General features: G+C 37.5%; 12 protein-coding genes and 5 pseudogenes. 7 read left to right on the top strand and 10 right to left on the bottom strand.

Features of this window, described 5'->3' with window-relative positions; all coding sequences use genetic code 11:
* The first annotated feature begins 85 nt into the window (after positions 1 to 85).
* The gene (locus tag AYT27_RS04065) at positions 86 to 703 is read left to right on the top strand and encodes a restriction endonuclease (protein WP_011180691.1); all 618 of its coding nucleotides are present in this window, start codon (positions 86 to 88) and stop codon (positions 701 to 703) included.
* Here the strand turns inward: AYT27_RS04065 and AYT27_RS09635 are convergent.
* From AYT27_RS09635 to AYT27_RS09205, 4 pseudogenes are all read right to left on the bottom strand, one after another.
* Positions 634 to 849 (bottom strand): annotated as a pseudogene (locus AYT27_RS09635) (hypothetical protein); the annotation flags it as partial. The gene AYT27_RS04065 and the pseudogene AYT27_RS09635 overlap by 70 nt on opposite strands.
* Before the next feature lie 128 nt (positions 850 to 977).
* Positions 978 to 1394: pseudogene (locus AYT27_RS04060) on the bottom strand (hypothetical protein).
* Positions 1395 to 1403: 9 nt separating this feature from the next.
* Positions 1404 to 1921 (bottom strand): annotated as a pseudogene (locus AYT27_RS09630) (phage major tail tube protein).
* Positions 1918 to 2151, bottom strand: a pseudogene (locus AYT27_RS09205) (phage tail protein); the annotation flags it as partial. The pseudogenes AYT27_RS09630 and AYT27_RS09205, both read right to left, overlap by 4 nt.
* Positions 2152 to 2707: 556 nt before the next feature.
* On the opposite strand from AYT27_RS09205, the gene AYT27_RS04045 reads away from it, so the two are divergent.
* The 4 genes from AYT27_RS04045 (at position 2708) to parE (ending at position 7229) form a co-directional block, all read left to right on the top strand.
* Positions 2708 to 3352, top strand: coding sequence for a LemA family protein (locus AYT27_RS04045; RefSeq protein WP_011180688.1), 645 nt, complete (start codon positions 2708 to 2710; stop codon positions 3350 to 3352).
* Entirely contained in the window at positions 3352 to 4203 is an 852-nt protein-coding gene (locus AYT27_RS04040) for a TPM domain-containing protein (protein ID WP_011180687.1), read from the top strand. The genes AYT27_RS04045 and AYT27_RS04040 overlap by 1 nt, the downstream gene beginning before the upstream one ends.
* Positions 4204 to 4350: 147 nt before the next feature.
* Positions 4351 to 5088, top strand: coding sequence for a lipoyl(octanoyl) transferase LipB (gene lipB / locus AYT27_RS04035; protein ID WP_011180686.1), 738 nt, complete (start codon positions 4351 to 4353; stop codon positions 5086 to 5088).
* Between the two features lie 83 nt (positions 5089 to 5171).
* Complete coding sequence (gene parE, locus AYT27_RS04030; RefSeq protein WP_011180685.1) at positions 5172 to 7229, top strand: DNA topoisomerase IV subunit B; 2058 nt, start codon at positions 5172 to 5174, stop codon at positions 7227 to 7229.
* Positions 7230 to 7250: 21 nt separating this feature from the next.
* Here parE and recJ read toward each other — a convergent pair whose 3' ends face one another.
* Positions 7251 to 9035, bottom strand: a complete 1785-nt coding sequence (gene recJ / locus AYT27_RS04025) for a single-stranded-DNA-specific exonuclease RecJ (RefSeq protein WP_011180684.1) — start codon at positions 9033 to 9035, stop codon at positions 7251 to 7253.
* Positions 9036 to 9328: 293 nt separating this feature from the next.
* Between recJ and rplM the strand changes: the two genes are divergently transcribed.
* Entirely contained in the window at positions 9329 to 9793 is a 465-nt protein-coding gene (rplM, locus tag AYT27_RS04020; protein ID WP_011180683.1) for a 50S ribosomal protein L13, read from the top strand.
* Positions 9794 to 9795: 2 nt separating this feature from the next.
* A complete protein-coding gene (gene rpsI, locus AYT27_RS04015; protein WP_011180682.1) occupies positions 9796 to 10281 on the top strand; it encodes a 30S ribosomal protein S9 in 486 nt (161 codons plus the stop codon).
* A gap of 315 nt (positions 10282 to 10596) precedes the next feature.
* Here rpsI and AYT27_RS04010 read toward each other — a convergent pair whose 3' ends face one another.
* The 5 genes and pseudogenes from AYT27_RS04010 to AYT27_RS03990 form a co-directional block, all read right to left on the bottom strand.
* Positions 10597 to 10962, bottom strand: coding sequence for a response regulator (locus AYT27_RS04010; protein WP_011180681.1), 366 nt, complete (start codon positions 10960 to 10962; stop codon positions 10597 to 10599).
* A gap of 859 nt (positions 10963 to 11821) precedes the next feature.
* Positions 11822 to 12295 (bottom strand): annotated as a pseudogene (locus AYT27_RS09200) (hypothetical protein).
* Positions 12296 to 12538: 243 nt separating this feature from the next.
* Positions 12539 to 12826 carry a hypothetical protein gene (locus AYT27_RS04000; protein WP_011180678.1) on the bottom strand — a complete coding sequence of 96 codons (288 nt, stop codon included), beginning with the start codon at positions 12824 to 12826 and terminating at the stop codon, positions 12539 to 12541.
* Between the two features lie 69 nt (positions 12827 to 12895).
* Positions 12896 to 13207, bottom strand: coding sequence for a hypothetical protein (locus AYT27_RS03995; protein WP_011180676.1), 312 nt, complete (start codon positions 13205 to 13207; stop codon positions 12896 to 12898).
* Positions 13170 to 13463: a hypothetical protein gene (locus AYT27_RS03990; RefSeq protein WP_011180675.1), complete on the bottom strand. Its 294-nt coding sequence runs from the start codon at positions 13461 to 13463 to the stop codon at positions 13170 to 13172. Before AYT27_RS03990 ends, AYT27_RS03995 begins: the two co-directional genes overlap by 38 nt.
* Positions 13464 to 13511 lie beyond the last annotated feature (48 nt).

Raw genomic sequence — 13511 nt, 5'->3', positions numbered from 1 at the left:
TTATTCAAAATGGATTTAATAAGCTTCATTTGGATTCTTTTGAAGAGAATTAATCAGTAGAATATATTGTCATGGAGTTTATTTTATGCTTCGCCCTCATCATTCTGATAATGAACAAATCACTTTACGCTCTCTCTTACAATCCTATCGTGATCAAACAACCTCAAATGTTGTATGGGGAAAAATTTTTGAAGATTTTGTTACCAAATATCTTATGCATGACCCTCTGCATTATGGACGTTATGAAAAGGTTGAGAGCTATTATGAATGGGCAAAAGAGCGTAAGGATTGGAATAAAAATGATATCGGCATTGATCTGGTTGCCAAGCTTCGTCATCAAGAGAGCTATGTGGCTATTCAATGTAAGTTTTATAAAGCAGATCATCAGATCAGTAAAAAGGATATTGATAGCTTTATCGCAGAATCTGGAAAAAAGATCTTTAAATATCGCCTTCTCGTTGATAGCACTGAAGTGGAATTAAGTGATAATGTGAATGCAATGATTAAAGGACAAGCGATACCCATTTATCGTATTGACCTTCGTCATATGGAAAACAGTCGTATAGACTGGCAAACCTATGCAACAAAAAAAGAAGTTGTTCTTAAATCGATAAAAAAACCTCTTCCCCATCAAGAGCCCACCATGCGCCCACGCGCATGGATAAAAGCATTTTCTGCATTGGCTGTTGCTTCCTTCAAGTGATCAGGGGCAAACCACCCTTTAAAATGCTTTCGTGTTTGTTGTTGGAAATGCGCAACATCGCTACTGAAAACTTTTAAGTCTCGCTTGGCAGAAGCGATCCCCTCTTGCAGATGATTCACAAAACGCACAACAAGGGAAACATCCATGATCACATCTTATCCTAATTGGCTTTCATATTCTTGTTGTTTGAGGCGCGCTAATTCTTCCCGATAGGCAATCACATCAAGCCAATCCATCTGATTGATCTCTAAAGGAGACCAGTGGTAATAAAGGGCTAGCTCTGCTCCAAGTTGTCCAGTTGAGAGGATTGGCGTTGCGTAAAAAAGCAAAAAAAGCCTTAAACACTGCAACCATATCGATAACATCAAGACGATTAATCAATTCAACAGATTCACGAGACATATTGGCTAAAAGCACGGCTATTCCCTCCATAGCCTCATGGGTGAGCAATACCTCACAAAGCTTAAGAAAAAGAACATCATTGCACAGTGTTGTTGTATCCTCTCCTAAGGTAGGCAAAACAAAACGAGCTTTGCCAGCTGCAGTCTAATCAACACGGCTAATTGGTGTGCCTGCTTGAAGTTTGGACGATAAAAGGTCAATTTTTGCCGTGTCAACTCTTTGCCATCACTCTCCTTATAAACAGGGGAACTTGGAGCTCTACATCAAGGCTGGTTTGTAAACTTGTCATGATCAATTCCTATAAATTGAGAATAGAGCGGCGCCGTTCACCGATCTCTTGTCCATTGCGCACGAGCCAACCGCCTCGTTTAAAGAAAAAGCGGTGTAAAACAGAACCATCCGAAAATTCCGTATAGTCCCAAATATTTTTGATCTCGCAATCATAGCCTGTGGCCTTTCCAGCCGTTAAGCCTTCGCTATCGACTTTGACTAAGCACCCTGTGACATCAATGGAATGCTCAGCTCGCGCCCATCTTCTTCAGACACCACATGCTTTTTGCCGGTAAATTTATGACGAAGACCAGGAGGACCACCAAAAATACCGATGACCTCAGAGGTGTGACTGCGGATTTTCATTTGCAAATTTAATGCTTTGACACCAAGACCACTCACATCAATTTGCATATCAGAGCCCCCTGGTTGATAGGTTTCTGTGATTTCTTCTAACGTAGGCAATTTGAGGGTTTCAAGATCAAGATGGAGATTGACATCATCATCAACAATCAGGGTAAAACCACGAACAATTCTTAAAGTCATACATCACTCCTTGTTGCTTTGCGATAACCCTCAAGCGTATCGCCAAAAGTATGCGTCATTTTCTTTTAGATATCTTGCACCAGCCGATTAAAGTAAGCTCCATTGCGCCGGCTGCCAAAGCTTAAGTCTTCTAGAGGGAGCACTTCTTCTGCATCAAATTCCACCCGCAACTTGCCCAGTTGTAAATTACCGTTGGAATTCAAATCACGGTCAAACCAAATGCGTCCTCCCCAAACACAACTGAATTTAGTGGACCTAAATATCCTTCATTATAAGAGTAGATTGAAATAAAGAGAGTAGAAAATTATTTTCCTCTCATTGCATACACACTTATCAACAAAACTTTGTTTTTGTGTGACGAAAATTACTTAAGCTAATATATTGTTTTCTCAAAGAAAATCATTTATTTTTTTAGAATGTTGTTCTTATTTATATTTTAAAAATGTTAGAATAAAATTTTCAAATGCTTATCTCCAAGGTCATCTAAAACTTTCTCTCTCTCCATTGTTACCTCCAAAAAACAAGAGATTTCTAACTCAAAAGGCAGAAAGAGCTTACTCTGTTGCAATAATAATCAATATTTATATTACACAGTATAATTTATTATTTTATAAATGGGTATTTACAGAGGTATTTTTATTTAAATAGCAAGCAATCATTTAAGAATGATAAAAACTTATAAAGGTATAAATTTCTTCATGAAATATCTTTTACAAAATTCAAAATACTTTTTATAAAAAAGATACATCCTATATAATATATTGAAATAGTCGCGGAGATAGCTTTATGTTAAATGTACGAAATGCTTCAATTATATTTACTTATCCTATGCTTAAAATGTTAAGACGATTCTCAATCCCTATCCTCTTAGCGTTTTTAATACCATTTTTAAGTGGCTGTGGATTTAATACGATCCCAACCAATGAAGAAAAAGCACATGCAGCATGGAGTGAAGTGCTTAACCAATATCAACGCCGTGCAGACCTCATTCCTAATCTCGTGGAAACTGTCAAAGCCTATGCTACCCATGAACAAGCTGTTTTTACTAATGTTGTTGAAGCACGTGCAAAAGCAACACAAATAAACATTAATGCCGATATGTTGAATAACCCAGAAATTATGCAACAATATCTCAACGATCAAGCAAATTTATCAAGTGCACTTTCACGTCTTATGGCTGTTGTTGAAAATTATCCTGATCTTAAAGCAAATCAGAATTTCCTTGCTCTTCAATCACAATTAGAAGGAACTGAAAACAGGATTTCTGTTGCACGCCGTGATTATATTGAAACAGTACGTATCTACAATACTGCACTAAAAACAATGCCAACAATGCTTTGGGCAAAATTATGGTTTCGTGATGCTAAACCTATGCCAACATTCACGATTGATGACAATAGCCAACAAACACCGAAGGTTAATTTTAATTAATGAAATTCTTTCAATATTTTATGCAACGTAGTGTTTTTCAATATTTATTGGCTTTTATTGGATTTCTGTATTTGCTTACGGTATTGGGAGGGGGAGCTTGTTCGCAAATCAAGTTTCCTCCCTTAACTGGCTATGTTAACGATGTAGCTCATTTGCTCGATAATGCAACAAAGCAGAATTTAACAGAAAAATTGGCTGAACTCGAAGAGAAAACTGGAGATCAAATTGCTATTGTAACTCTTCCTACCCTTTCAGGGAACGATATAGAAACATATAGCAATTCTCTTTTCCGTAAATGGGGATTAGGTCAAAAACAGATCAATAATGGTGTATTACTTGTCATTGCACCGAATGAACGTGAAATGCGTATTGAAGTTGGCTACGGTTTGGAAGGAGTGCTAACAGACGCTCTTTCCGCAGTTATTATTAATAGCTTTGTTCTTCCTAATTTTCGTGAAGGCAATTATCAAAAAGGAATCGTTGAAGCAGTTCATGCAATTATCAACGTTATTACAGAAAGTGATTCTGATTTTTCTTTTCGAATCAAGGAAAAAGCTAAAATTGTTGAAGAACAACGTAAACAAGTTGAAAAAGAAGAAATGATAGCAAATACAATCGTATTTTTAATCTTTTTTATCATGTTTGTCCTGCCCATTCTTGCAATGATTTTTGGAAAAAAAGTAGGTCCCAAAAAATATCTCTGGATGGGGATCATTTTTACACCTTGGTTTTTAAATTTAAATGCCGGCAATAGACATTCTGGTGGAATCTATGGTAGTCATTCAGGAAGAGGAGAATTTAGAGGTGGTGGAGGATCATCTGGTGGTGGTGGTGCCACAGGACGATGGTAAAATGGGTATAAATTTTACAAGATAGCGAATTTTCTTAATAAAATTTATTACCGTATTACCCAATTTTAATGAAGAATTTCATATCTTACTCTATAATTCTTTTACTGATTACAAACACAAACTTGAACACCAATATAAATATTACTTATGACATTTGAATTGAAATATACTGACCGTAGTTATTTACCAGATCAGTTTAAAGCAATATCTGGAAATCCACCCGTTGAATGGAAAGTAACTAATAACTTGGTCGAATATCCCGAAGCGTTGCGTTATATGCAAGAGCGTGTAGAGAATATTTTGGCACAAAATGCACATGAACAAGTTTGGCTTCTTGAGCATCCTTCCCTTTATACAGCTGGTACAAGTGCGAAGAAAAAAGATCTTTTAACACCTCATTTATTTCCTGTTTATGAGGCAGGACGTGGTGGTGAATTTACATATCATGGTCCAGGACAACGTATTGCTTATATCATGCTTGATCTAAAACGCCGAAGACAAGACATTCGTGCTTTTATTAGTGCATTAGAAGAATGGATCATACAAATGCTTGCAAAATTTAATATTAAAGGTGAACGCCGCGAAGATCGCGTTGGGGTCTGGGTTCAAAGGCACAGTTGCCAATCAACACAAAACAGCCTTTATTCAGAAGATAAAATTGCAGCTATTGGTATTCGAGTGCGCAAATGGGTGAGTTTTCATGGCGTTTCTATCAATGTTGATCCTAATTTAGCCCATTATTCAGGAATTGTTCCCTGTGGTATCACAAATCACGGTGTAACAAGCTTTCTTGATCTAGGTTTACCTACAAAAATGCACGATATTGATATTGCTCTAAAACAATCCTTTGAACAAATTTTTGGACCAATAATTGATATTTCCTAAATGCATTGATTTTTAAATAAAAAACAGGCATAAAATTCACTTTTATTGAGATTTTATTTTCATGAGGTATATAATCAAACGCCATGAGCGATAAAAACAAAGATCTTTTTAGTATTTTAAATAATGCTCAGTTTAGCATAAATATAAAAGAAAAAAATCTTTCCCCCTCGCTGAGTTCAGAAGCAGCGAATTCGAGAAAAGATACGCAAGAAAACGACTATAACGCGCTATCTATTCGTGTGCTTGAGGGGCTAGAGCCCGTGCGTTTACGTCCTGGAATGTATATTGGTGGGACAGACAGCAAAGCACTTCATCATTTATTTGCCGAAATCATTGACAATGCAATGGATGAAGCAGTTGCTGGTTATGCGGACTTCATTGATGTGTCCTTAGAGAAAAACGGCTATTTAACAGTTACAGATAATGGACGCGGTATTCCTGTCGAAAATCATCCTCAAATGCCGGGAAAATCAACTCTTGAAGTCATTATGACACAACTCCATTCAGGTGGTAAATTTGATGGCAAAGCTTATCAAACAGCTGGTGGACTTCATGGTGTAGGAATTTCTGTTGTCAATGCTCTCTCTGACTATATGGAAGTTGAAGTAGCACGAGAACGCAAACTTTACCGACAACGCTTCTCGCGCGGTATTCCTCAATCTGGATTGGAAGATTTGGGTGATGTCTATAATCGTCGCGGCACGCGTGTTCGTTTTCACCCTGATAGTAAAATTTTTGGTGAAAAAGCAGCTTTCGATCCAGAAAAAATTTATAAAATGGCACGCTCCAAGGCTTATCTTTTTGGTGGTGTAAAAATTCGTTGGAATTGTGATCCTGTCTTACTTGAAAATACAAAAAATATTCCCGAAAAAGCTGTTTTTCATTTCCCAGATGGACTTAAAGATTATTTACTCTCATCATTGAAAGATGAATATCGGGTAACATCAGAAATTTTTTCTGGCAAAACAAAACACTCTAATGGTCATGGCTCTGTTGAATGGGCTATCGCCTGGCATGGTGGCGATTCCCATGTACAGTCTTACTGCAATACTATTCCCACCGGAGAAGGTGGAACACACGAAATGGGACTGCGTCAAGCTCTTTTGCGCGGATTGAAATCTTACGCTGAATTAATAGGAAATAAGCGCGCTGCTATCATTACGTCTGATGACGTTATGATTTCAACTTCTGCAATACTTTCAGTGTTTATTAAAGATCCCGAATTTGTCGGACAAACCAAAGATCGATTAGCGACAATCGAAGCTCAGCGTATCGTTGAGAATGCAATACGCGATCCTTTCGATCATTGGCTGACAAATTCTCCACAAGAATCAACAAAACTTCTTGATTGGGTTGTTGAACGTGCTGAGGAACGCGTTAGACGGCGCCAAGACAGAGAAATAAATCGAAAAACAGCTGTACGTAAATTACGTCTCCCCGGTAAACTAGCAGATTGTAGCCAAAACTGTGCTGCTGGTGCTGAATTATTCATTGTTGAAGGTGACTCTGCTGGTGGTTCGGCTAAACAAGCGCGCAATAGAGCAAACCAAGCAATTTTACCTCTTCGTGGAAAAATTTTAAATGTAGCCAGTGCTGCACACGAAAAAATGAACTCAAGCCAAACAATTGGTGATCTTATACTTGCTCTTGGATGTGGAACGCGCTCCAAATATCGCGAAAAAGATCTCAGATATGAACGTATTATCATTATGACAGATGCAGATGTTGATGGCGCTCATATTGCCTCACTGCTCATCACCTTCTTCTTTCAAGAGATGCCCGATCTTATTCGTCAGGGACATTTATACCTTGCTGTGCCTCCCCTTTACAGAATATCGCAAGGAGGGAAAGTCGCTTACGCACGTGATGACACTCATAAAGATGAATTATTAAAAACTGAATTCACTGGAAAAGCTAAAATTGAAATTGGACGTTTCAAAGGACTTGGTGAAATGCGTGCTGAACAGCTTAAAGAAACCACCATGCATCCTCAAAAACGTACACTGCTACGCGTCTCTATTAATGCAGAAGAAGTGCAAGAAACCAAAAACACTGTAGAAAGCTTAATGGGAACAAAACCAGAAGCACGGTTTCGATTCATACAGGAAAACTCTACTTTTGCTTCAAATCTAGATATCTGATAATTTCAGAAAATATTCTTCTCATATCACTGCAGCTGCATCAATAACGCGAAGTTGTGGACTGATATTTCCATTCCAATAATTTAAACTAATATTACCGGCCACATGGATCATTTCACCAACATTTCCAGAAAGAAAATAACCAAGCGATGTCCCTACAGCACGGAAAGCTATTCCTTGCAGCTTTTTTCCTTCCATATTAGACATAATAAAGCGGAGATGCCCTTTACCAACCTCACACAGATTCATTAATCGGTGAGAAGGCAGAACAAAAACAGGTGTCGTATTCCCCGAACCAAATGGTCCTGCTTTTTCAATCATATCAAAAAGCGCTTTATTGGCCCCAGAAGCAGAAAGGCAACCATCTATATTAAGAGACTTTTCAGCATGCAACTGTGAAACATTTAAAGAGACTCTCTCTTCCAGCCATTTTCGAAAAATTTCAATTTTTGTCGATTGGATTGTGATCCCTGCTGCCATACTATGCCCCCCCCCTTTTTCTAATAAATTTAACGTAACAGCTTCACGAACAAGTGCTCCTAAATCTATGCCACTAATTGAGCGTCCTGATCCTATGCCGCTTCCATTTTCTTTCAAAGCAATGGCAAAAACAGGACAAAAAAAACGCTCTTTTAAACGGGATGCAAGAAGACCAATGATTCCTGGATGCCATTCTTGATGGGCAATTACAAGCGATAGCGGTTTTTCTCGATCTTGATAAAGAGAATCAATATAAGATTCTGCTTGTGCTAATTGAATGGCCTCCATTTCCTGACGTTCTTGATTCAGTTGATTCAATTGTTCTGCTATTCTGTCAGCTTCCCCTTTATCCTCACAGCTCAACAAACGTGCTCCCAAAGCCTGATCGCCAATACGCCCTCCCGCATTAATTCTAGGACCTAACAAAAAACCTAAATGAAAACTATTAAGTGGCTCACCTATACGTGCAACCTTTGTTAAAGCCGCTATTCCAGGATTATGCATAGAATGCGCAACTTGGAGCCCTTTTACCACAAAAGCACGATTAACTCCTTGTAATGGAACGACATCACATATGGTCGCCAATGCAACAAGATCAAGCATACTGAGAAGATCAGGAAGTTCTTCTACAAATTTCTTCTTTCGCAATAAATGATGAACCCATGCTAACGTGACAAAGACAACGCCAGCAGCACACAAATGCCCCTGTCCAGAAAAATCATCTGGGCGATTAGGATTAACAAGAGCAACAGCTTCTTGATGAACCTCTGACATTTGATGATGATCTAAAACGACAACATCAGCACCTGCAAGCCTCGCTGCTTTTACTGCATCTGGACTGTTCGCACCACAATCAACTGTAATAATCAAATGAGCGCCTTGTTGTACCAACATCCTCATTGCTTGCTCATTCGGGCCATATCCTTCAACAATACGATCAGGAATATAAATTTTTACTTCGACACCAAAATAACGCAAAAAGCGCGCTATGAGTGCCGATGAACAAGCACCATCAACATCATAATCACCAAAAACTGCAACTTTCTCTTGCTTCAGAATAGCTTTCACGATGCGCTCTGCTGCGTATTGCATATCCGTAAAACTTTTTGGATCAGGCATAAGTGTGCGCAATGTTGGATTGATAAAAGCAACAGCTTCAGATTCATCCACATCTCTTGCCGAGAGAACACGGGCTAATTGATCTGGAAAACCAAATTTTTGAGAAATGGCGCGCGCATTATTTATCCCTTGAATATCAAGGGCATCTAACCAAGCCTGACCACACGCAGAAGACTGAACGTTGAGAAAATAACGAGACCGATGCATTAGTGCTCATTTTATAATGAAGGCAAATAAAATACAATCACGCATTCAAGATAAAATCGTCTTTTGCAGTATTCATTCTAACTTAAAATATACATAAGCACCTCCTAATATATGGTATCAAAATACCTCATTCATAAAGTGCTGTTTTATAAGTTTTTATTTTTCCTTGACGTAAATCAAAAGACATTATATCAGAACAGACAATATGCGTTAAATATTTCGCTATGATAACAATTTTCAACGCAAAACAACAAAAATGCCCTCGTTTAAAGGGCCCAATAAAGGATACTTCTATGGCAACTTTTTCACAAAAGCCAACTGAAGTGGTGAAAAAATGGGTTATTATTGACGCAGAGAACCTCGTTTTAGGTCGTCTTGCCGCATTTGTTGCTAACCGCTTACGTGGCAAACATAAAGCTACATTTACTCCACATGTTGATGATGGTGACAATGTTATTGTGATCAATGCAGACAAAATATCTCTCACCGGAAAGAAATATACAGATAAAAAATATTATTGGCATACAGGTTATATTGGTGGAATTAAGAAGCGTACAGCGCGGCAAATTCTTGAAGGACGTTTTCCTGAACGTGTTGTTGAAAAGGCTGTGGAACGTATGATTCCTCGTGGGCCTCTCGGTCGTCGCCAATTGAAGAATCTCCGTGTTTACGCTGGAAGCCAGCACCCGCATGCGGCACAACAACCCGAAGCTCTTGACGTTGGTGCTTTAAATCGCAAAAACAAAAGGATTGCTTGATTATGGCTGAAATTAATTCCCTTACTGAGCTTAGTGTCGTAACAAATACTGCAGAAACTCATGAAAATATCGCTCCTGTCCATGTGCAAAAGCTTGATTCACAAGGGCGTGCCTATGCAACAGGAAAACGTAAAGATGCTGTTGCGCGCGTATGGATCAAACCTGGCTCTGGAAAAATCACCATTAACAATAAAGAATTTGACAAATATTTTGCGCGTCCTGTTCTTAGGATGATTCTTCGTCAGCCAATTGTTGCAACAAACAGAGATACTCAATTTGATATTATTGCAACCGTTGCAGGCGGTGGTCTTTCTGGACAAGCCGGTGCAGTGCGCCATGGCATTTCCAAAGCTTTAACCTATTACGAACCAGAACTTCGCACAATCTTGAAAAAGGGGGGCTTTCTTACTCGTGATAGCCGTGTTGTTGAACGTAAAAAATACGGTAAAGCAAAAGCGCGTCGTTCTTTCCAATTCTCAAAGCGCTGATTTTAATTTTTGTGCAATTCATAAAGCCTCATTTCAACGGGGCTTTTTTTATCTGTTAAAACAGTTTTTTCGGAAACATAGTGATCAGTTTGTATCCATCAGGAGAAAATAAGAATGTTAAACGATTAATTTCTTTTTAGATAAAAAATAAGAATAAATCGACCAGAAAAACCCTAAAATCTCGACTTCAATTTTAGAATTTGCACTCTGGTAATTCAGACATATCTTCGTATTCGTTCACCAAAACATTTGTAATATAGCTTCAGTTATCTCACGAGATTCTCAGTATCTTTTCCATCATCATTTAACAAAATTTCATTCCAAAAAATTCTTTACCATTGTAATAAAATGAGGAACGGAAATAGGCTTTGACATATATTCCTCACATCCACTGGCACGAATTCTCTCTTCATCCCCTTTCATAGCAAAGGCTGTTACAGCAACAACGGGGATAGCTCTCAGTTCCTCATCTTTTTTTAATTGTTTAATAACGTCTATCCCTGATACCTCTGGTAACTGTATATCTACAAGGATAAGAGATGGCATTGATGAACGAGCCAAATCTAATGCCATAAGACCGTTACGTGTCTCAACGGTTTCATAGCCACTCGCTTCTACAAGATCACGGAATAACTTCATATTAAGTTCGTTATCTTCAACGATCATGACTTTTTTTGACATTAATATAACTCCACCCTTTTGAAATAAAATAGATAAAGAGAAGTTCATAAACACTCCCTTTTGGTCAAGATAAAATGATAAAAAAAATTGTAAACCACAAAGAAACGAAATGATGCCTGATAAAAGTATTTTTTCCCAAATATCTGTAATATTCATCAGTATGCTTCTTCAGTTCATAAAAATGAAATCACAATAACTATAAAATTATCGTGTATTTTTTGAATTGATATGCAAAGTTTATGAATACCAAATATGCTCGTACATCTTTTCATCGTAGAAAAAATACCAACTACAAAACTTAACTCAAATGCGTGTGTTAGATAGGAAAAATTTAAGTAACGTTGATATGAATAAATTGCGCGCTCAATAAGCAGTTATATTTTCTCTATTAAATCAGAGCATTCACTTATGATATTTATTATCTTAGGCACTCTTATGATCCATCAATACAAGGATTCAATAACAGCTTAAATATAGTTTCATTATAAGTTTTAAATGGAAATTTTAGAATTGATCATATATACGATAACTGAACTGTGAAATACAAAAGTAATTATAACACTAGAAAATGAAAAAATTATCACAAATGTTCACTATTCCTTCCACACTCATTTTTTCTCTGTATTATTTGTAAAGTCTTGTAAAAAGATACAATTTGCAGACAAAAATTCTTTCAGTCTTTTATAATCTATATATTATCAATCTCATTTTTTATCGCACATAACCGATAAGATCTGTATAATTCTAAGCTTATTGTGCAACGTCAAATTAAAATATCATTTTTGTTTATTGAAAGAAAAGCTGTGTGGTTTCTTTTAATTTTTGCTTTTGGGATGAAAAAAGCCTCGTCCAAGGCAATTTAATTGACATGCCTAATCTCCTTCCCTTTCATTACGTGTAAAGTTGCCAAAGCATCGGCTTCATTGTCATCACAAGACGCATGCCCTTTTGCACACACCACTTTAATTATTTCTTCTTTCGAGGCATTCCCCTTCCCTGTCATCTTTTTCTTAATCGTACCAACTGGAATGCCTTCATAAGGAATTTGGTGATATTCATACAAAGCTGTTAAGGTTGCTAACAAGCCGCCATACACATGCGCTGCATCGATCCTAATATGACGTCTCACCTCCTCAAAATACACCACGTCAATTGAGCCTGCTGTTATCTGTATTTCTGAAAGTCATTGTTTAAAGAGTAAATAATGCATCTCACCATCTTCAAAGCGGCGAGGTTGAAAATTAACGGTACCACTCATGATATGACCATCCACACCATATATCACCCAGCCTGTTTTCGTGCCTAGATCAAAACAAAGAATCGTGTCAGTCATCAAATCGTCCCCAATAACGATGAAGTCTGTTTTTGGAACACATTGCATCAGTCATTTTTCTTCCTAAGCGCATCTTCTAAATCCCATATCTTCTGGTTCTTTCTACTTACCTCGTCCCTAAGCTATTGTGTTAGTGTAAAAAAGTAACAAACTTGGTAGAGAAAATATAAATTGCTAGCTCTGAAAATAGCTGTAGAAACCATTTCCATCTTTACTATTCACCACTACCTTACTAATTTTTCTTCATATGATATGAGAATTTGCTTTTGCCTCTTCCTCGAGACGCTTAAGATCTTGTTGTAGTTTTTCAATTTCCTCGTCACGCACTTTAATCTCCGCATCATATCTTTTAAGATCCGCGGCACATTGATCAATAATCGCCTTAGTTTCTATTAAAACCTCACGTTTTCTCTCTTCGAGTTCATCTTTAAGATTTTTAGCCTGATGGCGATAATACAAAGCAAACAACATGACCCCGCTAAAAAGCAACAATACGACAAAAACTACCAATAAAGCTTCATTCCAACTCATTTAATTTGAATCTCCATTCATTATTCTGAGGACAATCATCACAACCTATCTTTTTAGCTTCGCACTCTATCAAAAAAAGAAGGCAACAAGCCGTATGTGCCAAATATGATAAATCACTCTCAACATCTTTATCTTCTCCACCAGCCTGATAATAAATGGCGCAAAGCAGCTACAATCCATCCCTTTACCCGAATTATTTGCACCAAACTCTAGAACACAACCAATTTCAATTAAGGCTAATGGCGGGATCAGATCACCACGGACTTCGCCTGCATCATTCTTGCTTGCTTCTTTTGCACCATCTTGTAATTTCCTATTTAAATGATCATTTCTCTTAATTCTCTTAAGGCTGTAAAGTTTCAGTATGCACACACGCCGCATGAACACCGGAACTTTCTAATAAGCACAACGTTGGAGGTGTTTGTTTCTCTTGCATCAATAATTGTAAGCGATCAGGATAAAAGAAATCATCAGGACGTAAATCTATGCCGTGTTCACGTGCATAGTTTAATATGCTAGCTTGGTGCTTTGCCGGTATACGATCATGCCACCTATAAATAGACGACACATCCCTTTCAACTATGGTTGCTACCATTTTGAAACCACCTAAATATTTTATAATCAATCTCGAAGGCATATCTATCTCCATAATGTTGTATAATTAATTGCACTTTTAGCATTTTTG

This window comes from Bartonella henselae str. Houston-1 (assembly GCF_000046705.1).
Lineage (GTDB): Bacteria > Pseudomonadota > Alphaproteobacteria > Rhizobiales > Rhizobiaceae > Bartonella > Bartonella henselae.
The sequence above is the reverse complement of the archived record's forward strand: the minus strand, read 5'-3'. Positions and strand labels throughout refer to the sequence as shown.